The organism is Arthrobacter humicola (genome assembly GCF_039531445.1).
In the GTDB taxonomy this organism is placed as follows: Bacteria; Actinomycetota; Actinomycetes; order Actinomycetales; family Micrococcaceae; genus Arthrobacter; species Arthrobacter humicola.
The window spans coordinates 111,666-137,470 of sequence record NZ_BAAAQB010000041.1 but is presented as its reverse complement, the minus strand read 5'-3'; the positions used below and the strand labels follow the sequence as shown (position 1 = coordinate 137,470).

The 25,805-nt window shown below is 66.4% G+C and carries 27 protein-coding genes and 1 pseudogene; 12 read left to right on the top strand and 16 right to left on the bottom strand.

Annotation, left to right across the window (positions count from 1 at the left end):
• Positions 1-69: 69 nt before the first annotated feature.
• From ABD243_RS17275 to ABD243_RS17255, 5 genes and pseudogenes are all read left to right on the top strand, one after another.
• Complete coding sequence (locus tag ABD243_RS17275; protein ID WP_344367612.1) at positions 70-711, top strand: VC0807 family protein; 642 nt, start codon at positions 70-72, stop codon at positions 709-711.
• Positions 712-907: 196 nt separating this feature from the next.
• The gene (locus ABD243_RS17270; RefSeq protein WP_237563508.1) at positions 908-1,249 is read left to right on the top strand and encodes an Hpt domain-containing protein; all 342 of its coding nucleotides are present in this window, start codon (positions 908-910) and stop codon (positions 1,247-1,249) included.
• Positions 1,250-1,341: 92 nt separating this feature from the next.
• A pseudogene (locus tag ABD243_RS17265) lies at positions 1,342-2,040 on the top strand (pyridoxal-phosphate dependent enzyme); the annotation flags it as partial.
• Positions 2,041-2,538: 498 nt separating this feature from the next.
• Positions 2,539-3,030, top strand: a complete 492-nt coding sequence (locus ABD243_RS17260; RefSeq protein ID WP_133247526.1) for an NADH-quinone oxidoreductase subunit E — start codon at positions 2,539-2,541, stop codon at positions 3,028-3,030.
• Between the two features lie 31 nt (positions 3,031-3,061).
• Complete coding sequence (locus ABD243_RS17255; protein ID WP_116767957.1) at positions 3,062-3,676, top strand: hypothetical protein; 615 nt, start codon at positions 3,062-3,064, stop codon at positions 3,674-3,676.
• Between the two features lie 26 nt (positions 3,677-3,702).
• On the opposite strand, the gene ABD243_RS17250 is transcribed toward ABD243_RS17255, so the two are convergent.
• Genes ABD243_RS17250 through ABD243_RS17240 form a run of 3 tightly spaced genes read right to left on the bottom strand, consistent with a single transcriptional unit; the run spans position 3,703 to position 6,125 of the window.
• Positions 3,703-4,491, bottom strand: a complete 789-nt coding sequence (locus ABD243_RS17250; protein WP_344367610.1) for a GNAT family N-acetyltransferase — start codon at positions 4,489-4,491, stop codon at positions 3,703-3,705.
• A gap of 11 nt (positions 4,492-4,502) precedes the next feature.
• Entirely contained in the window at positions 4,503-5,042 is a 540-nt protein-coding gene (locus ABD243_RS17245; RefSeq protein WP_116768002.1) for a methyltransferase family protein, read from the bottom strand.
• An 18-nt stretch (positions 5,043-5,060) separates the two neighbouring features.
• Positions 5,061-6,125, bottom strand: a complete 1,065-nt coding sequence (locus ABD243_RS17240; RefSeq protein WP_116767955.1) for a hypothetical protein — start codon at positions 6,123-6,125, stop codon at positions 5,061-5,063.
• Positions 6,126-6,349: 224 nt separating this feature from the next.
• Here ABD243_RS17240 and ABD243_RS17235 point away from each other — a divergent pair, with 224 nt between their 5' ends.
• The 4 genes from ABD243_RS17235 to ABD243_RS17220 all read left to right on the top strand — a co-directional run bounded on the left by ABD243_RS17235 (position 6,350) and on the right by ABD243_RS17220 (position 10,556).
• Positions 6,350-7,288, top strand: coding sequence for an ABC transporter ATP-binding protein (locus tag ABD243_RS17235; protein WP_344367609.1), 939 nt, complete (start codon positions 6,350-6,352; stop codon positions 7,286-7,288).
• Complete coding sequence (locus ABD243_RS17230) at positions 7,285-8,394, top strand: ABC transporter permease (RefSeq protein WP_344367608.1); 1,110 nt, start codon at positions 7,285-7,287, stop codon at positions 8,392-8,394. The genes ABD243_RS17235 and ABD243_RS17230 overlap by 4 nt, the downstream gene beginning before the upstream one ends.
• 27 nt (positions 8,395-8,421) lie before the next feature.
• Complete coding sequence (locus ABD243_RS17225) at positions 8,422-9,525, top strand: ABC transporter permease (RefSeq protein WP_344367607.1); 1,104 nt, start codon at positions 8,422-8,424, stop codon at positions 9,523-9,525.
• A 158-nt stretch (positions 9,526-9,683) separates the two neighbouring features.
• Positions 9,684-10,556: an SGNH/GDSL hydrolase family protein gene (locus tag ABD243_RS17220; protein WP_116767950.1), complete on the top strand. Its 873-nt coding sequence runs from the start codon at positions 9,684-9,686 to the stop codon at positions 10,554-10,556.
• A gap of 28 nt (positions 10,557-10,584) precedes the next feature.
• On the opposite strand, the gene ABD243_RS17215 is transcribed toward ABD243_RS17220, so the two are convergent.
• Both ABD243_RS17215 and ABD243_RS17210 read right to left on the bottom strand, forming a co-directional pair.
• Complete coding sequence (locus ABD243_RS17215; protein ID WP_344367605.1) at positions 10,585-10,812, bottom strand: hypothetical protein; 228 nt, start codon at positions 10,810-10,812, stop codon at positions 10,585-10,587.
• Complete coding sequence (locus ABD243_RS17210) at positions 10,809-11,312, bottom strand: hypothetical protein (protein WP_344367603.1); 504 nt, start codon at positions 11,310-11,312, stop codon at positions 10,809-10,811. The genes ABD243_RS17215 and ABD243_RS17210 overlap by 4 nt, the downstream gene beginning before the upstream one ends.
• A gap of 398 nt (positions 11,313-11,710) precedes the next feature.
• Between ABD243_RS17210 and ABD243_RS17205 the strand changes: the two genes are divergently transcribed.
• Positions 11,711-12,391 (top strand): GAF and ANTAR domain-containing protein, encoded by a 681-nt coding sequence (locus ABD243_RS17205; RefSeq protein ID WP_344367602.1) that lies wholly within the window; start codon positions 11,711-11,713, stop codon positions 12,389-12,391.
• A 27-nt stretch (positions 12,392-12,418) separates the two neighbouring features.
• The gene (locus ABD243_RS17200) at positions 12,419-13,132 is read left to right on the top strand and encodes a GAF domain-containing protein (RefSeq protein ID WP_344367600.1); all 714 of its coding nucleotides are present in this window, start codon (positions 12,419-12,421) and stop codon (positions 13,130-13,132) included.
• Positions 13,133-13,204: 72 nt separating this feature from the next.
• Here ABD243_RS17200 and ABD243_RS17195 read toward each other — a convergent pair whose 3' ends face one another.
• From ABD243_RS17195 to ABD243_RS17145, 11 genes are all read right to left on the bottom strand, one after another.
• The gene (locus ABD243_RS17195; RefSeq protein WP_344367599.1) at positions 13,205-13,639 is read right to left on the bottom strand and encodes a universal stress protein; all 435 of its coding nucleotides are present in this window, start codon (positions 13,637-13,639) and stop codon (positions 13,205-13,207) included.
• A complete protein-coding gene (locus tag ABD243_RS17190) occupies positions 13,636-14,292 on the bottom strand; it encodes a V-type ATP synthase subunit D (RefSeq protein WP_344367598.1) in 657 nt (218 codons plus the stop codon). The genes ABD243_RS17195 and ABD243_RS17190 overlap by 4 nt, the downstream gene beginning before the upstream one ends.
• Positions 14,289-15,734, bottom strand: a complete 1,446-nt coding sequence (locus tag ABD243_RS17185) for a V-type ATP synthase subunit B (protein ID WP_344367597.1) — start codon at positions 15,732-15,734, stop codon at positions 14,289-14,291. Before ABD243_RS17185 ends, ABD243_RS17190 begins: the two co-directional genes overlap by 4 nt.
• Positions 15,731-17,479 (bottom strand): V-type ATP synthase subunit A, encoded by a 1,749-nt coding sequence (locus tag ABD243_RS17180; protein ID WP_344367596.1) that lies wholly within the window; start codon positions 17,477-17,479, stop codon positions 15,731-15,733. The genes ABD243_RS17185 and ABD243_RS17180 overlap by 4 nt, the downstream gene beginning before the upstream one ends.
• Positions 17,467-17,988, bottom strand: coding sequence for a hypothetical protein (locus ABD243_RS17175; RefSeq protein WP_344367594.1), 522 nt, complete (start codon positions 17,986-17,988; stop codon positions 17,467-17,469). The genes ABD243_RS17180 and ABD243_RS17175 overlap by 13 nt, the downstream gene beginning before the upstream one ends.
• Positions 17,985-18,209, bottom strand: a complete 225-nt coding sequence (locus ABD243_RS17170; RefSeq protein ID WP_344367593.1) for a V-type ATP synthase subunit F — start codon at positions 18,207-18,209, stop codon at positions 17,985-17,987. The genes ABD243_RS17175 and ABD243_RS17170 overlap by 4 nt, the downstream gene beginning before the upstream one ends.
• Positions 18,210-18,227: 18 nt before the next feature.
• Positions 18,228-18,668 carry an ATP synthase subunit C gene (locus ABD243_RS17165; protein WP_344367592.1) on the bottom strand — a complete coding sequence of 147 codons (441 nt, stop codon included), beginning with the start codon at positions 18,666-18,668 and terminating at the stop codon, positions 18,228-18,230.
• 12 nt (positions 18,669-18,680) lie between these two features.
• The gene (locus tag ABD243_RS17160; RefSeq protein ID WP_344367591.1) at positions 18,681-19,991 is read right to left on the bottom strand and encodes a V-type ATPase 116kDa subunit family protein; all 1,311 of its coding nucleotides are present in this window, start codon (positions 19,989-19,991) and stop codon (positions 18,681-18,683) included.
• A complete protein-coding gene (locus tag ABD243_RS17155; RefSeq protein ID WP_344367590.1) occupies positions 19,978-20,904 on the bottom strand; it encodes a hypothetical protein in 927 nt (308 codons plus the stop codon). Before ABD243_RS17155 ends, ABD243_RS17160 begins: the two co-directional genes overlap by 14 nt.
• Positions 20,901-21,221 carry a hypothetical protein gene (locus tag ABD243_RS17150; RefSeq protein WP_344367589.1) on the bottom strand — a complete coding sequence of 107 codons (321 nt, stop codon included), beginning with the start codon at positions 21,219-21,221 and terminating at the stop codon, positions 20,901-20,903. Before ABD243_RS17150 ends, ABD243_RS17155 begins: the two co-directional genes overlap by 4 nt.
• A gap of 242 nt (positions 21,222-21,463) precedes the next feature.
• Positions 21,464-24,073 (bottom strand): bifunctional lysylphosphatidylglycerol flippase/synthetase MprF, encoded by a 2,610-nt coding sequence (locus ABD243_RS17145; protein WP_344367588.1) that lies wholly within the window; start codon positions 24,071-24,073, stop codon positions 21,464-21,466.
• A gap of 276 nt (positions 24,074-24,349) precedes the next feature.
• Between ABD243_RS17145 and ABD243_RS17140 the strand changes: the two genes are divergently transcribed.
• Complete coding sequence (locus ABD243_RS17140) at positions 24,350-25,726, top strand: alpha/beta hydrolase (protein ID WP_344367587.1); 1,377 nt, start codon at positions 24,350-24,352, stop codon at positions 25,724-25,726.
• The last annotated feature ends 79 nt before the right edge of the window (positions 25,727-25,805 follow it).

The following is a 25,805-nucleotide window of genomic DNA, read 5'->3' as shown; positions in this document are numbered from 1 at the left end:
TTCGGAAGACTGCTGTAGCCGGTGTGTTGTTCAAAGAGCCCGCATCCGGAAGAGGGACGGAGCACCCCGATGAACGCTGAGCAGGCTTCGGGACGGGAACGTCCGGGTTTGGTGACGCGTGCGCTGGTCCGGGGTCTGGCTTGGGACGTAGGGGCACCGCTCGCTGCCTACTACGTCCTGCACCTGGCCGGTGCCACGGACTGGGCAGCACTGCTGGCGGCGACGGGAGCAGCTGCATGCCGGCTGTTGTGGACCGCGTTCAAGGGACATTCCCTGAACCCGTTTGCGATGCTGATGGTCATCGTCTTCGGACTCGGCCTGGGCCTTTCTTTCCTTACCGGTGACCCGCGGTTTCTGCTGCTCAAGGACTCTGCTATCACCGGCGGCCTTGGTGTTTCGTTCCTGGTTTTGGCTGCCCTGGGACATCCCCTGACTTTGGACGCAGCCAAGACCTGGAGTCCGGAGCGCGCCGGGGAAATGGACCGGGAATTCCACCGCAACCCTGGGGTGCGCCGCTGGCACCTGAAGATTTCCGCCGTTTGGGGTGCGGGACTGATTGCTGAAGCCAGCACGCGGGCCGTCCTGGTCTATCTGCTGCCTATTGACGTCATGGTGGGGGTTTCGGCCGCCCTGGCAGTGACCGTTTTCGCCGCCCTCATCGCCTGGACTGCCTGGGACCTGAAACGACGGCAAGCAGCGCGGTCTTCCTGACGGCTCCATCTCGGCTCATAAGCATCGTAAGTTGATTGGACGGCTGCCTTGTGAAGGGGCCCACACTACGACCGTGAAGCGGCGGGTCTGCTGCACCGGTTAGGCTATGGCAATGACGTTGGGGGACGCTGCGGGCAAACCGCCTACCGGGGCTGCGCAGCCAAACAGTGGCGTTCATCCACGCCCGCCACAGGTCGTGGACGAATCGAAACTCCAGGATCTGGTTGATCACGTCGGTCGCACCGCAGCAGCAACGTTTGCCTCCAACTTCCTCGCCCTGCTCCGGGACCGCCTGACGCAGGTGCACACGGCTCTGGGCACGGCGGACCCGGAGCATGCGCTCGATGCCGTCCTGAGCCTGAAGACAAGCTCGGCAATGGTTGGAGCAGAGCAGCTGACGCGCTACTGCACAGGCCTCGAGAAGGAACTCCGTGAGGGCCGGATCCCGAACGCCGACGCACTCCCCCGCATCGCGGCAGACCTCCGTCCCGCTTTGACGGACGTGCTGGCCAGCATGCCTCCGGACACTGACGGCTGACCCGGGGCCGGCTCGGCGGCAGTGTTGGAAACCGTACCGGCGGCACGCGTTATTCTAGCGACCGTATCGGCGGGGCAATTTGAGGAAAAACCGTGATCAACCGAAGCGATGTGCTCGAGGCAGAGCGGCGCATCAACGGCTATGTACGGCGCACGCCCCTGCTCCGCGGAGGCACCGCCGCCGCCCCGCTCTGGTTCAAGTGCGAGTTTCAGCAGCACACCGGTGTTTTTAAGGCCCGTGGGGCCTTCAACCGTCTTCTCGCCGCCCGGGAGCGAGGGGAACTTGACCCCGCCGTCGGTGTGGTGGCCGCGTCCGGCGGCAACGCGGGCCTGGCAAATGCCTATGCCGCAGCGGCGCTTGGGGTTCCGGCGACAGTGTTCGTCCCGGAGACGGCACCGCGCGTCAAGGTCGAGCGCCTCCTTGGATACGGGGCAGCCGTCCGCCAGGTCGGCGCGGAGTACGCGGAGGCCTATGCGGCTGCAATGGAGTGCGTGGAAGCCAGCGGTGCACTGTTCTGCCATGCCTACGACCAGCTCGAGATCGCTGCGGGGGCGGGCACCCTCGCCGAAGAGATCCTGGAGGATGAGCCCGGCATCGACACGATCGTCGTCGGCGGGGGCGGCCTGTACGCGGGCGTTGCTGCAGCTGCCGAGGGCCGCTCACGCGTCGTGGCGGTGGAACCCTTCAATATTCCTACTCTGCATGCGGCCCTCGACGCCGGACAGCCGGTCGATGTGCCGGTTTCCGGGATCGCGGCGGACTCCCTGGGGGCATGGCGCGTGGCGGTGATCGTGTGCGGAGCCAACACAGATCCGTGCACGCTGGAGCGCATCCCGACGCCGGCATACTGACAGCGTCGGGCAAAGACCGGGCGGATGCACGCGAGTGGGACCGTCGCCCGGTCGGTGTATTTCCCGGGAAAGGCCTGCTTCGTTGGCCAAGCGGGCCGTTCGCCCAATCGTGGCCGCATGTGGATTCTTGGGGAGATCATCCGGGCTCTGCTCGAGGCCGTGACGGAGGCCGCGTGCGAGGCACTCTTCTCAGGCCGGGACAAGAAGAAGCAGGAGGACGACGCCGGCGATTAGGTGTTGGCGCGGTTGTCACGCAAGCCGGCTTAGCATTCCTCAGGCACCGGGGGCGGACGGTCAGCGTAACCGGCCCGGCGTCTCAGCGGTCCCCATCGCGATCTCGCCGATGCGGACCTGGACAATTCTTCCGGCGGACTTCGACGGCGAAACTCTCGCAGCGGGAGGCGAGCGGTCGGCCGGGAGTCTGTCTAGACTGGCACGATGAGGTCGAATTGGGGGATCTTTCGCTCTGCCGTTGTGCTCATGCTTGCCGGCCTGCCACTGTCGGCCTGCGCAATGACCGACGTCGTTTGCCCGGCAGTTGGCTGGGTCAGCACCATCACTGTCAGGCTCGAAGGCGACATCACCGCCGTCAACGATGTTCAGCTCTGCACTCCGGAGGGCTGCTCCGTTCGCGAGGCAGCCCCGGCACAGGCTGCGTCGCCGAAAACAGCGGGCCCGAGCCTCCCGGGTGACGCTTCCCCGTCCCCGGCACCTTTCGTTGCCTCCAAGACGGCGCTCAATTCCTGGTTGTTCACTGTCAGCGGCCCATTGCCCCACGAAGTGACGACGCGCGTGCTCGCCAAGGACGGCACGGTGCTCGCCCAGCAGCAATCACCGGTGGAATGGACCAGGACCGGCGGCTCGGAAGAATGCGGCGGTCCCGTAACAACGCCGCCCATCACGGTCCAGCTCCCGGGCCGGCCGCAGTGACTGGGGGCGCACGCCAACGAAAGGATCACCCATGACCTTCTTCCAGGAATTCCCGGTGCCGCCCCTTCCGCCGCGCGGACGGGCAACGCGGTATGTGCCCCCGGCCTGGGCGGGCGCCCCGCCGTCCGAGCTGCCGGCCGTGCTCCATGTTGGGCAGTTTCTGCACCGGAGCCCGACGATGGTGATGGCTGTAAAAAGCGTGGATGTCTTCTCCACGGGTTGTTCGTTCGATGTGTGCTGGACCATCCGCCGGGGCGAACAGACCGATGAGGAATGGGCGGATCTCAACGACGCATTCTTCCGGGGCAGACCCGGCGCACGCAGGGGCTCCGGCGCTGCTTCCATGCTCCTGTTCGGCGCAGCCTTTCCCGATGGCGCCAAGGCCAGCACGGGCGCACACCCGCACGGGGTCTTCGACGGCACCCAGCAGCCGCCAGCCCCGGTCCTCCTGCTGAGAAACGGCGGCGGGAACGGGGGCGACGACGAGTTCTCCGGCACAGGCACGCTCTGGCTCTGGCCGTTGCCGCCGGCAGGAGACCTCCGAGTGCTCGCACAGTGGAGAGAGTTCGGCTTAGAGGAGTGCTCCATCGTCCTCGAAGGTGCCCGGCTCCGTGACGCAGCCCCGGGTGTGCAGAAATTTTGGTGACCGCCCCGTGCCGGACTCCAAGATCTTCAGCGCCGCCATCGATACGGGGTGGTTGTTGACACCCGGAGCAAACCGTAGCGTTCCAAAATAGGGCGTGAATACTCGGTTGAATCGCTGTGGATGAGTGTCTTGCCCCTCGCCAGCGCGGCCCGGGCACGGGCCGCGGTAACGGCCCGGTAGATGCCTTGGCCGCGCCACTCGGCGCGCGTCGCCCCGCCCCAGATGCCGGCAAATTCCGTGCCAGGAACGGGTTCGAGGCGCCCGGCGCTCACCATCGATCCCTCGTGTTCGGCCACCCAGCGTTCCATCCCGTCGTCGCGTGCCGCACGGGCCAGGATTGCGTCGGCGTTGCCATTGGAGACGGAAACGCCGAAAACTTCGTCCTGCATTGCGCTCATGGCGCGGATGTCCCGTTCTTCGCTCACGCGGCGGAGGCTGACGCCGGGCGGGAGTTGCACGTCCGCGGTCAACGCCTTGGCTGGCCCGATCATGATCGACTCGGTTTCATCGGGCTCAAATCCGTTGGCGAGCAACGCGTCATGGAGTCCGGGCGCATCATCGTGTCCACGGGTTTTCCACTCGACCCGCACAATGGCTGGATCGCTGCGGTAGAAAGCAAGTGCCTCGGCCACCCATCGCGCGATCGTGGGTGCGTCGGCGCCACCGAGATCCTGATAGGTCACGAAGCCTCGGCCGCCGGCAAACGTCACCAGACGTAACGGGCCCAGTAGTTCAACGGCGAGCGCGCTCGGGGTCTCCGCATCTGTTCGGAGTTGCTGGTCATAGGCCATGAGAAGCTGCGTCGAAAGTGTCATTGGCCTCCACGCTACAACGGCACAGCGGATCCGTCCCGCCAGGGAGTGAGCCTGGGCAGCCAGCGCGGGACATTGGCGCGGTAAATCTCATATTCAGGTCCGAACGTCCGTTCCAGCGTGGGCTCCTCGTGGAACACCACAAACGCGGCCACCGGGACGGCATCCACGGCGGCAAGGGCAAAAAGCTTGGGCTGCCCCAGCAGGAGGCCCTGCCCGGTAATCGAGGCGGCGAGGGCGACGTAGATGGGGTTGCGCACGTATCGGTACCAGCCGCCGACCACCAAATGCTTCGTCGGCGCAAAGGGAGCCGGGGTCCCCAGTCCCTCGACGGCGAACCGGACAAACGAACTTGTGATCACTGCCGCGCCCGCACCGATGAGCACGACGCCGGCGCATTGCGCGGGGAGTCCGCCCGGCACCGGCCGCTTCACCTTCCAGCGCGTCAACAACCACGGAACGAGCCCGGCCGCCGTCGCCGGCGCGACGGCGAACACCGCCGTGCCAATGGCTGCGAGCCTCTTCTCCCGCGACGTCTCTCCGGATGCCGTCATGCTGATCACTTGAACCTCCTAAACGTGCGTTGCTTCCTGGGTTGGCGTGCTCCCGGTGTTCCAGGAGCTGACGAAGGCCAGACCGGCAGCCACTGCCGAACTCAGCACAATGGCTCCAAGCCACATCGACACAGGCCATCCAACCCCTGACACCACGGCGATCCCGATCATCTGGCCTGTCCAGATAAGAGCCGCCAGTACCGCGCTGACCGCCGGCAGCCGGCGGCCGGTCAATTGGCCGCCCCCTCGGGCGATCAGCACGTCCGCCACAACTGCGGCCAGCGTGGCACCTGCCGCTCCGGCGACACCTGCCGGGCGGAATCCCGACATCGCCAGGGGCAGCCACGCCACGACGGCGACCAGCATGGTGGCGATGCCGCGAGGTGGCCGCAGGGCTCCCGACCAGGTGTAGAGAAACGGGGCGATGATCAGTGCCGTGGTCACCAGGTAGCTGGCCATACCGATCGCCGCAGGCATCTCCGCTTGGGTGTGGCCGGGACTGCCGATCGGCGTCGGGATGTACGGGACCGCGGGAGCGGTCCGGACAAAGGCCGAGCAGTAAATGAGGAAGAAAGCGCCCAAACCGGTCATCAGGGCGACAGCCAGCAGCGCCGGCGCCGACCACTCGAAGGCGCCCGACCGGCCACGGGCCCGTGCGCTGCGGACGCCGGTACCGAGTATGAGGAAGAGGCTAAACCCCAGCAGCAGATGGGTGGGGCTTACCAGCGCATCGAGAGAGACTTCGATGCCCAGGATTTCATGCCATGCCAGGTCCAGAACGCCGGCGACGGCGAAAAGGACAACTCCAACCACCGTGCCCCGGTAGCCGGCAGGTATCGCGCGGGCGAGCGGCTGCCCGGGCTCGCGGTTCCTCCAGATCACGGTGGCCGTCCACGCTGCCATGGCAAGGAGGCCGGAATAGAGAGCGGCGTGCCAGGGGGTGAAGAACGTTTCCAGTCCGGGAACGTGGAGGTGTGCCCAGCCATCCAGGAAGACCGCCAGGAGGAGCCAGATGCCCAGCAGTTCTGTGACCAGGTCCCGCCCGACGCCGGTCCTGAGAGCCGGGGCTGCCGTGTCAACCATGGTCGTTCTCCTAACACTCCGCAGACCGCCCTCGGCGATCCGGCACCGCCCGACGTCGGGCTACAGCCCGACTCCTTAAAGCGTGGACCTCCCGGGGTTCAAGCGCCAGATGCGTAACAGCGACCGGTTGTGTTTTGTTCGGCCCCGTCCCATCATGGAGCCGTGGGGCCGCCCGATGAGGCTGCCGGCCGGTCACCGCGCCTGTGGCCCAAGGAGGTAAGGGCATGACCGAAACGGCCATCGAGCTTACAGAAGTCACCAAACGATTCGGTTCCTTCACCGCAATCGACAACCTCAGCCTGCGGGTCGAACGCGGGGAAATCTTCGGCCTGCTCGGGCCCAACGGATCCGGCAAGACAACCACCATCAACATGATCAGCGGCCTGAGCCGTCCGACCTCCGGAGGGGTTACGGTCCTTGGCGTGGACATGCTCGTGGATCCGCAGAGGATCCGACGCTCGCTGGGGACGGTGCCGCAGGAGAACGCCCTCTACGAGGAGCTCACGGCGGAAGCCAACCTCCGCTTTCACGCCGATCTCTTCGACGTGCCCCGGAAGGGCCTCGAGAAGCGGATCACGTCATTGCTCGAGCTTGCGCAGCTGGACGAACGGCGAAAGAGCCGCGTCTCCACCTTCTCCGGCGGCATGAAACGACGTCTGGCCCTGGTCCGGGCACTGCTCCACGAGCCCGAGCTGCTCTACTTCGACGAGCCCGCCCTGGGAGTCGATGTGCAGAGCCGGCGCGCGCTCTGGGACCGGATCCTCGAGCTCAAAGAGCGCGGAACCACCGTGCTCATCACCACGAACTACCTCGAAGAGGCAAACGTCCTCTGTGACCGGCTGGGCATCATCGACCGCGGGCGCCTCGTGGCGCTGGACTCGCCGTCGAACCTTCGCCGCAGCTTCGGTGACACGGTCCTGGAAATGCGCACCCAGCCGGTGCCGGCGGAGGACATCGTCCGGAAAGTCCGCGCCCTGCCCGGTGTGGTTTCCGCTGTCGCTGCCGACGAATGGCTAAAGGTCACTGTGGAAGGGGGCGCCGCCGTCACCGGCAAGGTGGTGACGGCGGTGGTCGAATCCACGAGCCTCGAGGAGATCCAGAGCCGCGAACCGAGCCTGGACGAGGTCTTCCTGAGCCTGACAGGCAAGGAGCTCAGGGAATGAGCCTCCGACACAACCTGCGTGTGGTCCGGGCCGTCGCGGCGGTGGACGTCCGCCTCACCCTCCGGGAACCGCTGTTCGCGATAGCCGGCATCATCATCCCGATCAACTTCCTGCTGCTTTTCCTGCTGTTCGCCATCAGCGGGGGCCAGGCGCCGATCGCGGTGGTGATGAAGACCCAAGGCCCGTTGGCCGGGCAATTCGTTCAGGCCATGAACAACTCTCAGTCGTTTATCATCCATACGGCCTCCCCGGCGGACGCGGAGCGCGAGATCCGCGCGGGAACCGTCGTCGCCGTCGTGACGGTACCGCAAGACTTTGATGCCGCGCTCAACGCTGGACGACGGGTGGACATCCCGGTCGAGCTCAACAACCTCAACGTCGACTTCACCAACGACATCCGGCGGGCGGTGCCGCTGTCCATAACATCCTTCTACGCCACCGCGTTCCCTGAACAGGTCGTCGTGAAGGCGGTCGAGTCCGACGTCCAGGAGCACGACACCGGCTACATCCCCTACTTGGCCGTCAGCATCGTGGTGGCCGGGCTGATGCTCGCCGCGCTGTTGCAGGGCAGCGTCAACGCCGCGCGGGACTACGAACTGGGAACCATCAAGGAACTGGCACTGGCCCCGGTTAGCCGGCTTGCGATCGGGCTCGGAAAAATTCTCGGCGCAGCCGCGCTCACTGCAGCGTCGGCCATTCTGGTGCTGGGCGTCGTCATCCTGGTGATCGGGGTGCAGCCCCTCCATCCCCTGGAGGTACTCGGGTTTGGCCTTTTGGTGATCGCAGCCTTTCTTGCCCTCGGTGTGCTGGTCGGGACGCTGGTCCGCCGGCGCCAGCAGGCGATCCCGCTCTCCATCGCCTGCGTCCTGCCGCTGTTCTTTCTGAGCGGTCCGTTCGGACCGGCGAACTGGCTGGGTGAAGTTCCCGGAGCCATCGCGGCCGTATCCCCGCTCACCTATGCGATCGCCGCGTTCCAGCACGCCTTCCACGGTTTCCAGACGGCCACCCAGGACCTGACCGTCGACACGATGGTCCTGGCCGGGTTCACCCTTCTCACGGTGGCGCTCACCGCATTGGTTTTCGGCCGCCGGGGGGTGGGGCACTGATGGGATCGCACTGATGGGATCGCACTGATGGGAGCCCTGCGGGCAGTCCTTGCCATCGCGGCAAAAGACATCGTGACGTGGGTGCGCACACCCTCGGCAATCGCGGTCAGCCTGCTGCCGCCGATCGCCTTCCTGCTGATCATCTTCGTCGTGGCGGGGGCAACCGGCCGCAATCCGGTGGCAGTGGTGGCCGAGGACACCGGCCCGCAGGCTCAGCGCCTGGTCTCGATCCTCAATGACTCCGACGCGTTCCGCGTCCAAGCCGCAACTCCGGATGAGGCGGCGCATTTGCTCGATACCCTTCAGGTGGCCGCCGTGATCACCATCCCAGCCTCCTTCGACGACGACTACCGGATGCACCGGCCGGACCCGGTACAGATCCGGATCAACAATCTGAACCTGGACTTCACCAACGACCTCCGGCGATCGCTGCCGACGGCGATCACGCGCTTTTACGCGGGCGAGCCGGACAACCCCGTCATGGTCGGCGTCGCCGAGTCGGATCTGAGGCCGCATGACGTTGACCTCGTACAGTTCGAACTGGTGCCCATCCTCGTGCTGCTGCTGACGCTCATGGGTGTCGTCAACGGCGGGCTGGCCACCGCCCGGGAATTCGAGGACCTGACCATCAAGGCGCTGCTGCTTGCACCGATCGGCCGCGGGGCCCTGATCGCCGGGAAGATCCTAGGGTGCTGGGTGACCACCATGCTGGTGGCAGCGCTGGTGCTGGTCCTGTCGGCCGTCTCAGGCTTCCTGCGGCCGGCGGGCTGGTACTGGCTGCCGGCGCTGGCCGTGATCGGGCTGATCGCACTCGCGGCGGCCGGCGTCGGGGCCGCCCTTGGAGCCACGTTCCGCCGGTTCGCCCCGGTATCGGCGGCCGGGATCAACGTGGCGATCTACCTCTTCTTCCTAAGCGGCGGAATCAGCGTCGCGGCCTTCCTGCCCGGATGGATTCAGACCATAGCGCACTTCACGCCCACGTTTTACGGGGTCGATGCACTGGAGGCCGCGATCTTCTACCAGTCGACGGACAACCTTGGCCGGGACGTGGCGGTGCTGCTGCTGACCGCCGCAGGCGGCCTGGTCTTGGGCATCATGTCACTCCGGCGGCGGCTCGTCCTTGACGACTAAGTCCGGATGGGGGCCGGACGGAATGCGCTGCCCGCACACCGTCCGTGGGCGGCACTGCATGGGCCTCCGGGCAAGAGTCTTGATACCAGGGGTAGACCGAAAGTCATGTGATAGCTCCGGGCATGGCGCCCGCCCTCGGTTGAGCGCAGTATGTGTGAATGAACGTTCCCAGCGCCGAGGGTCCGGCGCAGGCTGGCTTTGTTGAAGACCGAGCCCGTCTGCACCCTTGGAGCCGTTATGTGGCCTTGGGTGATTCATTCACTGAAGGGGTCGGGGATCCGGAACCGCGGAGCCCGGGGGGCCTGCGGGGCTGGGCGGACCGGGTCGCGGAGGAGCTAAGCAACGGACACGAAGGCTTCGCCTATGCAAACCTGGCAATCCGCGGACGGTTGCTTCACCAGATCCTGGATGAGCAGGTGGGTCCGGCTCTAGACCTGCGTCCGGATCTGATCACGCTCAATGCCGGGGGAAATGACTTGATCTTCCACAGGAGCGATCCGGATAAACTCGCCGCCCGGATGGACGCCGGCGTGGAACTGCTGGCCTCCACCGGCGCCATGGTCGTCATATTCGCCGGCCCGGACTGGGGCGCAACTCCCGTGCTGGGTCGGGTCCGCGGCAGGGTGGCCATCTTCAACGAGAATATGCGCACCATTGCGGTCCGCCATGATGCGGTCATCGCCGACCTCTGGGCACTGCGTCAGCTCGCCCACCCGCAGATGTGGGATCCGGACCGGCTGCACTTCTCCGCGCTGGGCCAGCACACCATCGCCATGATGGTGTTGGATACCCTCAACGTCCCCCACACCTTGCAACCAATGACGCCCAAAGACCTCCCGGGGCGCAGGTGGCGCGAGGCAAGGGCCGATGACATTTTCTGGGCACGCGAACACTTGGCCCCGTGGGTCCTGCAACGCCTCAAACAACGGATCGCGCAGGAAGAGCTCCGTGCCAAGCGGCCAGCCGCGGGCCCCGTGTTTGGCGCCCGGATGCCACCCGGGACATTCATCGGAAATGATGCACAGGACTAACCCGGCCGGGCCAGGGGCCTTGCCGCTTTTATGAAGCGGGCCCGTTCTCCTCCATGGTCTGCCCGTAGGGCACATCGGCGCTGAGGGCGACCGTGAACCTTGTGTGTCCATGACGAGTCACGAGAATGCCGAACCGGCCGTCCTTCATGGCGTGCTCCAGTGCTACGTCCAATGCGGCGTTCAGGTTCTCTTCAATGAGATGGGGCTCATTTGCCTCTACGAAACAAGTCCATTCGGCCTCGAGGGGGTTGGTCATTCTGCTGTTCCTGTCTGTCGTTCGTCGACTGTTTCGTTTCTGAGGTCCTGTTCCCCTGCCGACTTGGCGCGGAGAAATAGTTCGCGTGAGGCAATCTCGATGCCCACGGCAGTCGCGGCAATATCTTCAAGGGCATCCTGAATCCAGGCCACGGCAACTTCGTTGGTTGGTTCCGCGGCTTGATCGGAAAAGTAGGCTGCCCGCACCAAGGCGTACCGTTCCACCTTCACTCTCAGCTTCCCGGCGATGTTTTCGATCTCTGCCAACAGCTGATCCCGCCAGATTCCGAAATTTTGCGCGTTACCTCGCCCACCGGTGGAAGACGGCAGCTGGTCAAGACCCGGTTCCTGTCGCCTCCACAGGAAGTCGGCAAGCTCGGCCGGCAGCACCTGCTCCGAGGCCTGGACCGGAGGCGCCGGCGCCTGCCCGCCATCACCGGTCTGGTCCTGCTGCTCATTGGCTTTCCTGCGCTCGACGCGCGGATTGTCGATGATGGCCATGGGACGGTGGAAAGGGTGTACGGACTCGACTCTGGGGTCGGGGTTGCCTCGCATCAGCGGGAGCCTCCTGGATAATACGCCGAAGAATGGCGCTACCGGGGTCTGGGGCAACAAGGTCACTTTATCGGATCTTGATTCAAGAAGGTAGGGCGAGCCGGGGCAAGTCCACGCCGCTGAGACAGCAGCGGCAAAAAGGAGGAGCTTGCGCCGCCACCAGGGTCAAGTTGAGGCAGGCATAAACTGGAACAAACATTGAGGTGGTTCCATCGCGATTGATGGCACTGCGACCCGGCCGAGGAGGCGCGACCCCATGGCCAGCTGCCTGACGATTGAATGGCATGTCCCTCCCCCCGCGGGAAGCTTCGGCCTCGTGGACTCGCCTGGTCCGGCGGCCCGGCATGGTTGATGATTCAGACTCATTGGCAGACGGACTTGATGCCGGCCTGTGCGCCGGGTTCCTTGAGTCGTTGCCGATTTCCGGAGCGGCAATCTCGGTGTTCTCGGGGCTGGCGCCGGAGACAATGGTGTGTGCCAGCGACGCCGTCTCTGCAAGAATCGACGAGCTGCAGTACGACCTCGGGGAAGGCCCACGCTGGGAAGCCCTGAAAACCCGCAGCCCCGTGCTTCTACCGGATGTGCGCAATGGTTCGCATGCCGCGTGGCCGGTCTTTGCAAAGTCCCTGTTGGAGCTGGATGTTTCGGCCCTCTTTGTTTTTCCGCTGGCGCTCGGCGCGCTGGATGTCGGCGTGGCAGAGCTCTATAGTTCCGTGTCCGGCCCACTTAGCCGGGCGGAGCATTCCAAAGCCCTGCAGCTCGCCGACGTCGTGACCTGGCAGTTGCTGCGCCAGCTCCTGACCCTTCCCACCGGAGACGGCACTGACCCACCACCGGATGGCTCTCCCCTCTCACGGCGCGAGATCCACCAGGCCACCGGGATGGTCCTGGCACAAGCCGGGACGTCTGCACGGGACGCACTTCTGCTGATGCGGGCGCACGCGTTCGCCCACGGACGTACCGTCCGGGAGGTGGCGAGGGACGTGGTCAGCAGAAGCCTCGACTTCACCCCCGGGGGCGGCTGAGTTGGGCGCATGCAGTAGAATCCGAATATGGCGATGATAAGCCGCGCCGGACGCGTAAGTGCCGCTTTCGTCAAGATCGCGGACACACTCGTGGCAGACTTCGACGTCTTCGACCTCCTGCACACTCTGGTAGATGAATCCGTCGGCATTCTTGACGCCGCCGCCGCAGGACTCGTGCTTGTCGATCCGGCCGGAGACCTCCAAGTTATGGCTTCAACGAGCGAGGAAAGCCAATTGGTGGAGGTCCTCCAGCTCGAGGCCGGTGCGGGTCCGTGCGTGGACTGCTACCGGACCGGAGCTGTTGTAGCTGTCGATGACATCGCGGCGCAAGGTTCCCGATGGCCCTTGTTCCAGGCCTCTGCACTATCCCAGGGATTCCGGTCCCTGCACGCCGTCCCGATGCGCCTGCGCAGCCGGACCATTGGTGCTTTGAATCTCTTTGGCCACGAGGCCGGTCCCCTCACCGCCGAGGACGCCGCGATTGCACAGGCCTTTGCTGACGTGGCAACCATCAGCCTCCTGCAGGAACGCGCGGCGAGGGAAAGCGCCATGATCAACGAGCAGCTGCAGCGTGCTCTCAGCAGCCGCATCCTGATCGAACAGGCCAAGGGCGTGATCGCACAGACCTCCAAGGTCGACATGAACGCGGCGTTTGCCCTGCTGCGCGGCTACGCGCGCGCTCACAACCAGACCATCTATGAAACAGCGGACAAGATCGTCAACCGCAGAATTAGCATCTAGCCCGAACCGCAATCCGGCTCCTCGACGGCGTCGCCCGGCATTCGTCTCGGTCCTGCGATTCGTCGCTGACGTTCACTCCCCGAGGGGCACCACCATCACAGGAACGCCGGAGAACTCCAGAACACGCAGGGTGTGGCTGCCGATGTAGCGGGTTGCACTGCCGGGACGGTCCACCAACGCCACTACGATCAGGGCCGCCTTGGCTTCGCGGGCCTCGGCCAGGATTTCGGCCGCAACCCGACCAGAGCGATGGCTAAGAGACACCGGCACTCCTGCCGCCGCCCCCAGCGCGGCCACATGGCGGAGCGCGGCCTCGGCTGCCAGATCCGCATGTCTGGCCAAGGCGGCTGGGTCGATGGCACCGGGATGTCTATCAAGCGCCCCCGGGTCCCTGACCGTCACGACCCGCAGGCTCGCGCCCAACCGGCGCGCATACTCGACGGCCACTTCCGCTGCCCGGAAAGCTGCCCGGGAGTCATTGACTGCCACCAAGATCACATCGCTCATCGGGTCCCCCTCGTGTCGGGATCCTGCGCCAGGATTGCTGAGTTTCCGGTGGTTCCCGTGTTTCCTGAGTTCCGGTCAGCCGCCCAGCGCAGGCGCAGGCTCTCTTCAAGTTCCTGCGCGTCAAGCTGCCGCCGGATGCTCTGCAGTTCGTCTTCCAGTCTGGGAATCCAGCGGTTTTCAACCGCCCGCTGCCGGGTCCGGGTCGCCGCGAGTTCGGCAGCCAGCAGCAGTTCCGCACGCTGCACCGCGGCGTAGCGCACCCCGGCCTCGAGAGCCCTGCGATGAACGGCGGCCGCGTAGGACAAGGCCGAGCTTCCCCCCGCGTGTGGCGCCGCCGGGAGCCGGCACTCGGGGTCCTCCGGATACAGCACACCCATGGCGCTTCCCCACGGCACGCTGACCCAGGCGGGCTCCAGCGGAGCCGCTGCCTCAACCCGCCTGCTGCCGTCCAGGGCGGCAGCCCGACGCAGCCAGAGCGCCGCTTCCTTGGCCAACTCCTCCCACTCCGCACGGCTCAGTTCCATGCGAAGTTGGAACCGTTCCAGCTCGTCCGCCAGGATGTGCTGCTTCCGGTCCAGCAGGCGCGCGCCGTGGCGGGCCGTCATCAGCCGGCGCTCCACCCGGACCTTGCCTGTCCGGCCCGTGCTGGTCATGGCCGGCCTTCCCGATGGGGAAGATACCGTTCCAGGAGCGCGGTCGAAACCATGGTCAGCTCCTGTTCCGGCAGCGCACCCAGCGCCGCCCATGCCCTGCCCAGGGTGTCGTCCAGGGACCTGATTTCGTCGCGCCCCTGGTTGAAGAGGCCCGTTTCCACCAATTCCCGGTAGTGGATGTAGCTGCGGTCGGTTTCGCTCAGCGCCGCCGCACCCACTAGTTCCGCCAGTTCCGCCGCCTGCCGCGCGCGCGCCATGGCAGCAAGAACCTGGGCGGCCACGTCAAGGTGGTCCTCGCGGGTCCGGTCTTTGCCCGCGCCGCTGCGCATGAGGCGGGACAGCGAGGACAGGACGTCCACCGGCGGGTATATGCCGCGTGCCGCAATGTCGGGCGCAAGGACAATCTGCCCCTCCGTGATGTAGCCGGTCAGGTCCGGTACCGGATGGGTGATGTCGCCGGCCGGCATCGTCAGCACCGGAACGATCGTGACGGAACCATCGTGGTCCTTGACCCGCCCGCACCGCTCATAGAGGGTGGCGAGATCGCTATAGAGGTAACCGGGGTAGCCCCGCCGGGCCGGGATCTCCCGCCGCGCCGCAGACACTTCCCGGACCGCTTCGGCATAACTGGTCATGTCCGACATGATCACCAGAACGTCGTGGCCCTCGGTGTAGGCGAGTTGTTCGGCAATCGTCAGCGCGATCCGCGGCGTGAGGATCCGTTCAATGACGGGATCGTCGGCAGCGTTGAGCAGGAGCACCAACTCCTTCCCGGCGGAACGTTCCTCAAGACGGTCACGCACATACGCGATATCCGCGTGCGTCAGCCCCATGGCGGCGAACACCACCCGGAATGAGTGGCCGCCTGACGTCGCCTGTGCCGCGATCTGGGTCGCCAGCGTCAGGTGTGGCAGACCCGGAACGGAGAAGATGGGGAGTTTCTGTCCCCTGACCAGCGTGGTCAAGGCGTCGATGACCGAGATGCCGGTCAGGACCGGTTCCTGCGGGGGCTGCCGGTAGACCGGGTTCAGCGGCCAACCGCTGACCGGCAGGCTTGCCGTGCCCGTCACGGGCGGCCCGCCGTCGAGCGGTTCCCCACGTCCATTGCAAACTCTGCCGAGCCACTCCGTTCCCACCTGCACGTGAAGGGGACGGCCCTCGAAGCGGATCCGGATTCCTCCCAGCGACATGCCGTCGGTGCTTTCGAGGACCTGCAACGTCGCGAGGTCCTGGTCCACTTCGAGGACGAGGCCATGGCGCCGCTCGCCGCCGTCCATGTCGATGGTGGCAAATTCATCCCAGCCAACGCCGTCAACCGCGCCCGCAATGAGCAGCGGCCCGCGGAGCTCCCGTACATCTCCGTAGGAGATCTGCGCGGCGAAGCCTGCCGCCAACGGCACGGACCCGGCACCGCCGGATGCCGAGGCTGTTGCGTCATTCATTGCAGGGCCTCCAATGCCTTGAGCACCTCGCCGCCTAGGGCTTGGACAGCTGCCGCGTCCCCCGGACCCGTTTCCTCACGGGCGCGAAGCACCCGACCGAGATCGGCTTGTTCGATCGTGGTGGCTGCCACGCCCCCTTCCACAAGTCTCTGGCAGGAATCAACGACGTCGAGCACAAGATCCAGCAGAGCGGCGCCCTTGTCCGCCGAACAGAAACCATCGTTGACGCTGAGCGCGTTCTGCATCAGCACGCCGTCGCGCAGCAGGCGCCCGCCGAGCAGCACCATCCGTTCGTGGCCCGGCAGCGACGACGTCCCGATGATCTCCGCCAGTTCGGCCAATCGGTCTGACTCCGCCAGCAGGGCAGCGGCCCGGGCTCGGCGCTCGGCCCAACCCGGATCCCCGTTGGCCGCATGCCAGCTGCCGAGTGCTTCCGCGTCGCGGGCGAACGAACCTGTCCAGCTCACCGCCGGATAATGCCGGGAATAGGCGAGGTCCCGGTCCAGCGTCCACAGGGAGCGGACGAAGCGCTGGGAGTCCGTGGTTACGGGTTCCGTCATGTCGCCGCCGGGCGGCGAAACGGCCCCGATCACAGTGACGGAGGCGGTCATCCGTCCGAGCGTTGTCACGCGGCCGGCCCGCTCGTAGAAGGAGGCAAGTTCGGATGCAAGATTCGCCGGGTAGCCCTCTTCGGCAGGAAGGTCGCCGTTGCGGTTGGCGAATTCACGCAGAGCTTCGGCCCACCGGGAGGTCGAGTCCGCGATTACGACGACGTCGTACCCCATGTCCCGGTAGTACTCGGCGACCGTGATCCCGGTGAAGATGCTCGCCTCTCGCGCCATCATCGGCATGTTGGAAGTGTTGGCGATAATGACGGTGCGTTCGATCAGCTTCCCGCCGGTCCGCCCGTCCTCGAGCTGGGAGAGCCCGTCAAGGACATCAGCCATCTCATTTCCCCGCTCCCCGCAGCCCACATAGACAATCACGTCGGCGTCGCTCCACTTGGCGATTTGCTGCAGCAGCAGTGTCTTCCCTGTACCGAAGCCGCCCGGCACCGCTGCCGCGGCCCCGCGCGCCACCGGAAATATCAGATCCAGGACCCGCTGGCCGGTATGCAGTGGCACCGTGCCGGAGTGCCTGGACTGGAAAGGACGCGGCCGGCGCACGGGACAGCGTTCGGCCAGCGCCACCTCGCGGCCGCCGATCACGGCCACGGTGTCGAGGACGTGGACCCGACTCTCCTGGGCCAGCCAGCTAAGCTCGCCGGACACACCCGCCGGCACCAGGACCCGGTGTTCCACCGCCCCGGAATTGGGGACCGTGCCCAGGACTTGGCCGGCAGAGACAGTGGTGCCGGGCACCGCCGCCGGTTGAAAGGTCCAATCGCGGGCCAAAACCGCGGGGTCTTCCGCGGATCCGGACCGCTCCGGGGTCAGCCACATCGGCGCAGACGACAACGGGCGCATCAGCCCGTCGAACACGTGTCCCAACAGTCCCGGCCCCAAGAGGCCCGCGAGTTCATCACCCGTGGGGACGGCAACATCGCCGGCTTTCAAGCCGCCGGTATATTCATAGGCCTGCAGGGTTGCCCGGTTCCCTGCAATGGCGACAGCTTCGGCGCTGATGCGCCGGGGACCGACGGCGATCAACTCCAGCATGGACAGTCCTTCCACCCCCTCGATCTCCACCAGAGGTCCGCTGACACGCACCACGGTGCCGACCCGCCGGGACGTTACGGGGTCCACAGCTCACGCGCCGCGGGCATGGCGTCCAGGGTCATCTCGGCCAGTACAGGCAGCGAAAGGTCCAGGCGGCGCGGACCGGCCTCGGCGAAGACGCCGCCCTCGAGGCTCTCTGACACGAGGGCATCAGGGCCCAGCAGTTGCCGGCACAGTCCCGTCAGCCGTGCCACCAGTTCCGGGTAGCGCGGGTCTGACGTGAGTCCGGCCGCAGCCTCCCGCACCTGGCGGTGCAGTTCCAGCCGTAGGGAACTGCGCTGTGCCAGGACCAGCTCGTGGGCCTGGCGGCGGGCCCGCGCTGAGCGCAGTGCGGCCTCGGAGCGGGCCGCGTCTTCGCCCTCCTTCACTGCTGCGGCGAGGATCGCCGCCGCTTCGGCCCGTGCAGCATCCAGCAGGGCACCGGCTTGCCGGCTTGCCTCGTCTTTGAGCTCAGCGGCCTGCTGTTCGGCCGCCGAGCGCAGTGCCCGCCGCACCGGCTCCAATGTGGCGTCTGCTTCCGGTGACAGCCCGCTCATGAGGGAAGCACCACGGTCATAGGCGAGCGGGGATCGGTCAGGGCCGGCTCCAGCGCGCGTGCAGAACGGGGCGTGAGGATGACGATGGCCGTGTCCGGGGGCAGTGCGGTCCACGCGCGGCGGATTTCCTCATCCGTGGAACCGGTGAAGATGACGACGCCGGCGAGCCGGAAACCGTCCAGCAACGCCGGTTCACCAATCGCGGCAATGGTTCCTGGCATCGTTCCAGCTCTCCGCGCTCATGCCTTGCCGATAAGGATGATGGCGATGATGAGGCCATAGATGGCGATTCCTTCCGCGAGCCCGACAACAACCATTGCCCGGCCGAAGATTTCCGGGCGTTCACTCATTGCGGCCAGTGCCGCCGATCCGGTGTAGGCCACGGCAAATGCCGCCCCGATCGATGAGCCGGCCACGGCGATGGCCGCAGCGATCAGGGCCGATCCGCCGGCACCGGTGGTCGTGTCAGCGGCCGCCGCGGCAAGGGCAGGAACCTGGCCTGTTGCGACAGCCGGGCCTGCACTTAACGCGCCGGCCAGAAGGGCCAGGGCCCCTCCCATCACGGCGACGTTGAGCGCCGCCAGCACCTTGAATGCCGATTTTCGCCAGCGCTTGACGAGGAGGACGGCTCCTGTTGCGGCGATAAGGAAGACAGGGATGGCGCCGAACCAGAGGTTCACGGTGATTGCCTTTCAGCCGGTGCCGGACGGGAGGACCGAAGCGGTGGCGTCCGGATCCCCGGCGGTGGAGGTCAGTTCCGGCGACCACGGCCTGAACGGGCGCCCCTCGGCCTGGAAGACGCGGGAAAAGAGTTCGTAGTATTCGAGGCGCAGGGCCTGGATTCCCGCCACCAGCGCTTCAAGTGCGAACGTCACGGCATTTCCGACGACGAACACCAGGATGGCGGCGGCAGCGCGCCAATCCGGTCCCCACAACGCCGTCGTCCCATTCCAGACCACCGTCAACAACGCTGCGTGCGTCAACCCGAAGGCAGCGAGTCGGGCAAAGGAGACCAGGTTCGATCCCAGACGGATCACAGTGTCCACAAGCTCGACGAGTGCCTGGAAGACGGCGGTGGCCCCGCCTCCGGCTTCTACGAAGAGTCCGATGTAGATGAAGATGAGTGCGCCGAGACCGATGACCGCCGCGGCAGCCGTCAGGGACCCGGTGCCCGTCGCGAGTCCCCAGACGAGGAGCCCCAGAGCAAGGAATAGAAGGGAGCCGGCGACGCCCGAGCGGGCGTACAGGGCGTAGGCCCAGCCGCCCTCCCTGACACGGTTGATGGTGCCGACGGCGTAGGAGCCGGCAAGCAGCAACGCTCCCACCCACAGGCCGGCGATCAGGAACTGCACCGGGTCCTCCAGGGGTTGCAGCCACAGCACCGGCACCAGGCCGGTGGGACCAAAGGCCTCCCCGTACAGCGCGCCGAAGAACATCGCGGCCAACCCGGCCGCGCTCACGAACGGCCAGGTCTTGTGCAGTTTGGCCAGTCTTTTGCTCCGGCCCGTGCGGAGGAAGAGTCCCATGCCCAGCAGGATCGCGCCGTGTCCCACATCGCCAAACATCATCCCGAACATCAGCACGTAGGCCACGCCGGCGGCCCATGTGGGATCCAGATCCGCGTAGGGAACGGTTCCATAGGTATCGACGAGTGTCCGGGACACTCCGCTGCGCGCCTGTCCGCCAAGCAGCGTGGGTGGCTGGATCCACTTCGGCCGCGGCAGCGGGACAACGGCGGCCCCGAGCGGGGCAAGCCTGGCCGTCAGTGCGGGAATTTCGCGCCGTGGTGCCCAGCCCGCCAGCGCCGCGGCAGGCCCGGAGACGATGGCGGCGGCCACCGCCTTGTCCAGTTCCTCGGCGCCGCGGCCAGGCGCGTAGGGAAGGTCAAGTTCGACGACGGCGCTGCGGGCCACTTCTGCGAGCATGCGCCGGCGATCCTGCTCGGGGACCACGAGGGCCACCCGTTCCATCCGGACGGGAGCCAGAGATTCACGCCGCGGCATCGAGCACCTCGCTTGACCCCGCGCCGGAGGCAGCCGCCGCCAGGGCCGCCCGGACACGCCAGGCATCCATCGCCAGAACCGCGATGGCGCCCAGTACAACGTCCGGCCCGGGCATCGAACCCCGGAGTAGACGGAATCCATCGTTCTCCGCCGCGGCATACGCCCGGGCCTCAGCACGCCAGAGGTCCTTTGGGGACGCAACGCCAAGCACCACGCCCTGAAGAGAGTGTGGAAGGGCGGCGGTGAACCCTTCGATGTCGCTAGCGGTTTCCCAGGAACTGCCAAGGACTGGACGCAACAGGTGCAGAACCTGCGCGGCGGGAGCGGCGCCGTCGACCAGCACGATCCTGGCGGCCGCGAGTACACACGCCGCGCCGCACCACGGCCGCGCCGCGGCTGCCGAGGCGGCCAGCCTTCGCACCCATGCGACGGTCAGCGCATCCCGCATCGGGCCCGGCCCGGCGGTGCCGACGTCACCCCAGGCGCTGGCGCGCAGGATGGCGGCGAGTTCTTCGGCCGAGCCCGCCGTCCGTAGCCTGGGCCACGCGGTGGCGAGCGCCCCAAGAGCGTAGAACTCCGGGGTGGGTCCTCCGCCGGCAAGGTGATGCGCTAGGGCCGCAATGTTTTCGATTTCATAAATCCCGGCAGCAGTCCGCGCGAGCGCCGTGCCCGACGCCGGAAGCCAGCCCGCCAGCACCCTCAGTTGCCACAGGACGGTTTCCTGGACGGCCCGTTCAGCGGCCGCGAGCCCGCGGGCCCCGGCCAGTCGTTGCCCGTAGCTCGATTCCCGCAGGAGGGCCACGGCACTGTCCAGCGTCGGCTGGGTGGCCATCGCCCGGCTGGCCCCGGCACCGGCGCGCCGCTGCGCCATGGACCGGGCACGCACAGAGGCCGCGACCCAGTCGGCTTTCATGACTGCTCGGCGCTCTGTGGAGCCAGCAGGTTGTCGATGACCTCTCCGACGACGGCGGGAATGCGCGCCAGGCCGGTCTTTTCCAGTGTTGCAGCCTCTTGGCGTGCCTGTTCCAGCAGCTGCGCGTCCCGCTCCGATGCATCCTGTTCGATCCGGACGGCGGCCCTGACGCGTGCCGCCTCGGCGTCAAGCCGGGCCCGGGCCACGATTGCTGCCGCTTCGGCGCGGGCCCGGGCCACCTCTCCTTCCGCGCTCAGGCGTGCCTCCGCAACGAGCGACTCGCATGCTGCTACGTCGCCGGCGAGTGCAGCGAACACTGGTGCCAGTTCTGCAGCCCGCCCCTGGTCGTCTGCAGCCGGCACCCCGGCCGGCCCGGCAGCTCCCGGGGTACCTACAGGCCTGAAACGGTCCAGAATACTCAATCGCGCCATCTCGTCTCCCGGGAATTCCTCAGGGCCGCCTTCCGGGTCCGCAGAGCCACATTCCTGAGCGGGTCCTCACATCATCCCTTGGCTCCTGTCGCGAAGGCAGAGACCAAAGACCCCATGGTCGTCCGCCCTCATTGCGGCCGACGACCCGGATGTCCAACCGTCCCGACGCGTTCGCTAAGGATGCTGCGCAGGAGCCGGAACCCCTCGCCCAGGGACAGGTCCGGCAGGTAGGCGCGGGTGAGGGCATTGGCGATGCCGGGCAGGGCTGCCGAGTCCGGATAGACCATGTAGAGAGGGACATAGCGGGGGTGAAACTTGCTCTTGAAAGCCAGGAGGGACCGGAATCCGTAGACGGGTTCAAGGGCGGATCCCAGACGATCCAAGAGCCGGTCGAGGCCGGCGGTCGCAGGCGGACGCTCCGGCGTCCCGTCCGGGTGGAGGGTGGGAGACACCCGGGCCAGGGGCGCCCCGGAGAGGCTGATGAATTCGCAGTTCTCATCCTTGAGGCTCGTTGCTGCGGAGGCTATGAGGAACTCGATAGCCGGCCGGAAGCCGGTGCTGCGCCTCCTCATGAAATCAAGGGTCCAGCCGACGATCAGTCCGTTGCGGTAGACCGGAAGCCAGGAGGTGACCGCGTGGACCTGTTGGTGGGCGTCAATGGCGAGCAGGCAGCGAACTTCAGGGTCGTTGAGTTCGTCGAGCCCGCCAAGGGTGAACCCCATTTCGGGCATTTTACGGTCCGCGACCCATTCTTCTGAGATGGCCAGGATCTGGGTCTGGATGCCCAGGCCGGCCGTGGGATAGCGAATCCATTCTGCATGGATTCCGGCCTTGGCCGCGTTGTTCAAGGCCGTGCGTATGTCCTGGAATCTCTTCCCTTTGAACGACAGGGTGTCCAGGGGAAGGACGGTTTCCTGGGCGACCTGGACGGAGTCCCAGCCGAGGCCGGATGCTGCATCCCGGACCTCCGCAGTAACGGAGTAAAAGCAGGGCGTCCACCCATTGGACCTGCAGTAGCCGTAGAACTCCTCCACTACCGCCGGGATCAGGTTCTTGGGTCCAACGGGCCCGCCGGCCGTCAGGGCGATTCCGGCGATGACGCGGTAAGCGATGAAGCTCTGGCCCGTGCGGGAGAACCAGTAGGCGTTCCCGGTCCACGTCGTCATCCAGGATATGGAACTGCCTTCCTGTGATGTGAGGATCGCCAACGCTTTGTCTTTGTCATCGCCGTGCCGGGGGTGTGTCGGACGGACAAAGGATTTAAGGACCAGGACGCCCGTGATGGCCCAGAAGACAATGCCGACTCCCTCGTAGAGCAGAACTGCCAAGGTGCTCTCCGGGAAGAAGGCGGGCGGAACGTCCACCGTGAAGCCCAGCGGCAGGAACCTGTCGGGGACGTCGGCCACCAGATCGGCGAGTCCGGGGACGGGGGTGAAATCCGCTGCGAGGACCAGCCCGGCCGCGACATAGATAACGCCCAGGACGCCGGCCAGGGCCAGGACCTGCAGGGCGAGCCGGGTGTAGGTCCCGGGGGGTGCGGCGACAGGAAACAACCTCCGGCAGGCCAAGACCACGCCGAAAATCATGACGGGGACGAGAAGCGGGACCACAAGTGCCAGCGGTTGGGTGCTGTGGCCCGGCTGGCTCGCATCCACCAGTTCCCCGGCAACCGTGTCCGGTCCTGCCGCCAGGAGCACCCCCACCAACGTAATGAGGGCCAGCAGTGATAGCGCGGCCTGGACCACCAGCACACCGGCCCAGGCGAAGCGCCGTCCGCGTCGGAGGCCCTCAGAAAGCAGCAGCAGAAGAAAGGACGGAACAATCGCCATGAAGATTGCGCCCGCCCCTGCCCTCAGTTGCAGGTGCGCGGCCTCACAGTCCCGGTGCTGGGCCGGGACTGCGCAGACGTTCTGCAATGTCTGGGGGTCCACGGGCCGGATGTCCGTGAAGAGGAAGCGCAAGACCGAGAGCGGCCCGACAGCGTGCGGGGCCAGGCCCGCAACCACCGGCCCGACGGCCGAGACTGCCACGAGGAGAGCTACGAGGATCCTCCCCTCATGCCGTGAACTCACCGGGCGCACCAGCCGGGGGCGGCGGCCCAGAAGGATCGGGCCCAGGAGCGCACCCGCAGCACCGGCTCCAAGTCGCGCCAGATCGGCGAACCCCCCGTTGTAGAGGGCGAGAAGAATCAGGAGCCCAAAGAGCCCCAGACGGATCCGCCGCCTCCACAAGGTGCCCATGGAAGCCGTGGCGGCCAGGGCGGTCCCGCAGATGAAAGCGCTCGGGCCAAGAAAAAATGTTCCGCCCACTTCCCGGGCCCAGTTCCCCGTAAGGGCACGGGTGCCCGCCCAAAATCCTGCGGCCGCCACGAGCCCCGCAATCTGGGTCACAACGGCCGCCAGCGCGAACTTCCTGCTGCCCAGCTGCCGTTCCAACGGTATGCAGGCCAACAGCACCAGCACCGTTCCCACCACATAGCCGAGCAGATCCCGGGCCCAGAACGCGGCGGTCAAAGGCGTCCACCAATGATTCGGCAGCGACTGCGCCGTGGCCGCCACATCGGCCCTCCAGCGCAGTGCGGGGCCGGAGACAATACTCGAGGTCAGGAGACCCATGATCCAGAAGACAGCAACGAACGCCACCGTGACGGGAGCCCCCCGCAACACCGAGAGCAGCCATCGCACCGGCCTGCGGCGATGCAACCGCCGGTGCCCGGCGAGGGGCGGCGATTCTGGCACTGGGAATCCTTTCAGGATTTCGGGACACTCAAGGCAGGCCCATCCTGTCGCTTCCATTTGACCACTTACGTCCGAGCCCGCAAAGGCTGTTCCGCTGATCGCCCATCGACGGCGCCCCGGGGCCGGAACGATGGTAGCACCCCTCAAATTCCCAGCTTCGCCTACGGCTGGCGTGCTATAAAAGCCCGTGAAGGCGCCTGCATTCCCGTGCGGAGCAGCGTGCAGCCTTGGGCGGACCGCCGGGCGCAACCCCAATCGCGGACAGGAGGAAACACGATGGAGCAACTCCTCAATGTCAGCGTCATCAATGAGCCGTTGCTCTATTCCTTCTATGCCTTGTCCGCCTTGGCGGTCCTCTTCCTGCTCCTGCGCGCCGGGCTACTGCCGCGCCGGATCGGCCGGCCGCGGCCGTCAGCCGGGGAGGCCAGCGACCCGGCGTCGCACGCATCACAATTGCCCGGCCGGCGGAGGTGGCTCGTCACGGCGGCCGTCGCCGTGGCTGCCGGCGCCCTGACCGGAGCCCTGACTCTGTTTGTCTGCGAAAGGGTGCTGAACGTCTTCGGCCTGCCACTGGACACGGACACCCGCGTCTGGGTGATCTTCGCGTTCGCAGGGCTCGGCCTGGCTGTCGTTAACCTGTGGCGGTCCCGCTGGTGGCGGAAGGCGGTTGCCGTGCTCGCCAGTGTGCTGTTCATCACGACGGCGGCGCTCGGGATCAACGCCGGCTATGGACTGAACCCGACATTGGGAGCCATGTTGGGCATCAGCCAGACGACGCATCTTGCCCTGCCCAAACTCAACCCGGCACACCAGCCAGTCACCGGGTCCGCATTGTGGCAAGAATGGAAGCCCCCTGCGGGGATGCCGTCTGTCGGACGAAGCGGAACAGTCACGATTCCGGCTGACGCCTCAGGATTCCACGCCCGTGATGCCACCCTCTACCTCCCGCCCGCTGCCCTGGTGGACAATCCGCCGGATCTACCGATCGTCATCATGATGATGGGCCAGCCGGGCGGCCCCGAACAGAGCAAAACGGCCATCGAGGAGCTCGACACCCTGGCCCAGCGACACCAGGGGCTGGCCCCGCTATTCCTCACGGTGGATCAGCTGGGGAGTCCCTACAAGAATCCTGTATGCGTTGACTCCGCCAAGGGCAACGTTTACACCTATGTCACTACCGACGTCGTCAACTACATCCGTAAGAACCTCAACGTGGCGACGGACCGGACCCAGTGGGCCGTGGCCGGATACTCCAACGGCGGGGAATGCGCGCTCTCGTTCGCGGCCAAGCGACCGGAGCTCTTCGGCTCGCTGCTGGACATCTCCGGAGAGCTGGAGCCCGTGGACGGCACCGCGGCGAATACCGTGAAAACCATTTTCGGCGGCAGCCAGGCCGCATTCGATGCGGAGAAGCCCGTAACGATCCTCAAAGCCCACACGTACACCGATTTGCTCGCCATCTTCACCAACGGCGCCATTGACCCGCAATACGGGCCCCAGAGCGCGAAGGCCGCGGCAGAGGCGAAGGCCGCCGGCATGACAACGCACCGGTTCGTCGGGCCCGGCATCGGACATCGCGGGGACGCTGTGAGCTACGGCCTCAAAACCGGGCTGCCGCTGCTCTTCCAGAGATTCGGCCTCGCCCCGTCATGAGTGCCTCCACCGCTTTCGGTTCGCAGGGCTTCTTGACCTAGCTTGCCGGGCCACCGACCGCCCGGCGCCGCCCGCCCCT

Excerpts from the sequence above, each read along its gene's own strand:
- ABD243_RS17185 (WP_344367597.1), bottom strand. The coding sequence starts at position 15,734 with ATGAATGACGCAACAGCCTCGGCATCCGGCGGTGCCGGGTCCGTGCCG.
- ABD243_RS17160 (WP_344367591.1), bottom strand. The coding sequence starts at position 19,991 with ATGCCGCGGCGTGAATCTCTGGCTCCCGTCCGGATGGAACGGGTGGCC.
- ABD243_RS17230 (WP_344367608.1), top strand. The coding sequence starts at position 7,285 with ATGAGCCTCCGACACAACCTGCGTGTGGTCCGGGCCGTCGCGGCGGTG.
- ABD243_RS17170 (WP_344367593.1), bottom strand. The coding sequence starts at position 18,209 with ATGCCAGGAACCATTGCCGCGATTGGTGAACCGGCGTTGCTGGACGGT.
- ABD243_RS17225 (WP_344367607.1), top strand. The coding sequence starts at position 8,422 with ATGGGAGCCCTGCGGGCAGTCCTTGCCATCGCGGCAAAAGACATCGTG.
- ABD243_RS17190 (WP_344367598.1), bottom strand. The coding sequence starts at position 14,292 with ATGACCAGCACGGGCCGGACAGGCAAGGTCCGGGTGGAGCGCCGGCTG.
- ABD243_RS17275 (WP_344367612.1), top strand. The coding sequence starts at position 70 with ATGAACGCTGAGCAGGCTTCGGGACGGGAACGTCCGGGTTTGGTGACG.
- ABD243_RS17235 (WP_344367609.1), top strand. The coding sequence starts at position 6,350 with ATGACCGAAACGGCCATCGAGCTTACAGAAGTCACCAAACGATTCGGT.
- ABD243_RS17155 (WP_344367590.1), bottom strand. The coding sequence starts at position 20,904 with ATGAAAGCCGACTGGGTCGCGGCCTCTGTGCGTGCCCGGTCCATGGCG.
- ABD243_RS17200 (WP_344367600.1), top strand. The coding sequence starts at position 12,419 with ATGGCGATGATAAGCCGCGCCGGACGCGTAAGTGCCGCTTTCGTCAAG.
- ABD243_RS17240 (WP_116767955.1), bottom strand. The coding sequence starts at position 6,125 with ATGGTTGACACGGCAGCCCCGGCTCTCAGGACCGGCGTCGGGCGGGAC.
- ABD243_RS17250 (WP_344367610.1), bottom strand. The coding sequence starts at position 4,491 with ATGACACTTTCGACGCAGCTTCTCATGGCCTATGACCAGCAACTCCGA.
- ABD243_RS17195 (WP_344367599.1), bottom strand. The coding sequence starts at position 13,639 with ATGAGCGATGTGATCTTGGTGGCAGTCAATGACTCCCGGGCAGCTTTC.
- ABD243_RS17215 (WP_344367605.1), bottom strand. The coding sequence starts at position 10,812 with ATGACCAACCCCCTCGAGGCCGAATGGACTTGTTTCGTAGAGGCAAAT.
- ABD243_RS17205 (WP_344367602.1), top strand. The coding sequence starts at position 11,711 with ATGGTTGATGATTCAGACTCATTGGCAGACGGACTTGATGCCGGCCTG.
- ABD243_RS17210 (WP_344367603.1), bottom strand. The coding sequence starts at position 11,312 with ATGGCCATCATCGACAATCCGCGCGTCGAGCGCAGGAAAGCCAATGAG.
- ABD243_RS17255 (WP_116767957.1), top strand. The coding sequence starts at position 3,062 with ATGACCTTCTTCCAGGAATTCCCGGTGCCGCCCCTTCCGCCGCGCGGA.
- ABD243_RS17175 (WP_344367594.1), bottom strand. The coding sequence starts at position 17,988 with ATGAGCGGGCTGTCACCGGAAGCAGACGCCACATTGGAGCCGGTGCGG.
- ABD243_RS17260 (WP_133247526.1), top strand. The coding sequence starts at position 2,539 with ATGAGGTCGAATTGGGGGATCTTTCGCTCTGCCGTTGTGCTCATGCTT.
- ABD243_RS17220 (WP_116767950.1), top strand. The coding sequence starts at position 9,684 with ATGAACGTTCCCAGCGCCGAGGGTCCGGCGCAGGCTGGCTTTGTTGAA.
- ABD243_RS17140 (WP_344367587.1), top strand. The coding sequence starts at position 24,350 with ATGGAGCAACTCCTCAATGTCAGCGTCATCAATGAGCCGTTGCTCTAT.
- ABD243_RS17245 (WP_116768002.1), bottom strand. The coding sequence starts at position 5,042 with ATGACGGCATCCGGAGAGACGTCGCGGGAGAAGAGGCTCGCAGCCATT.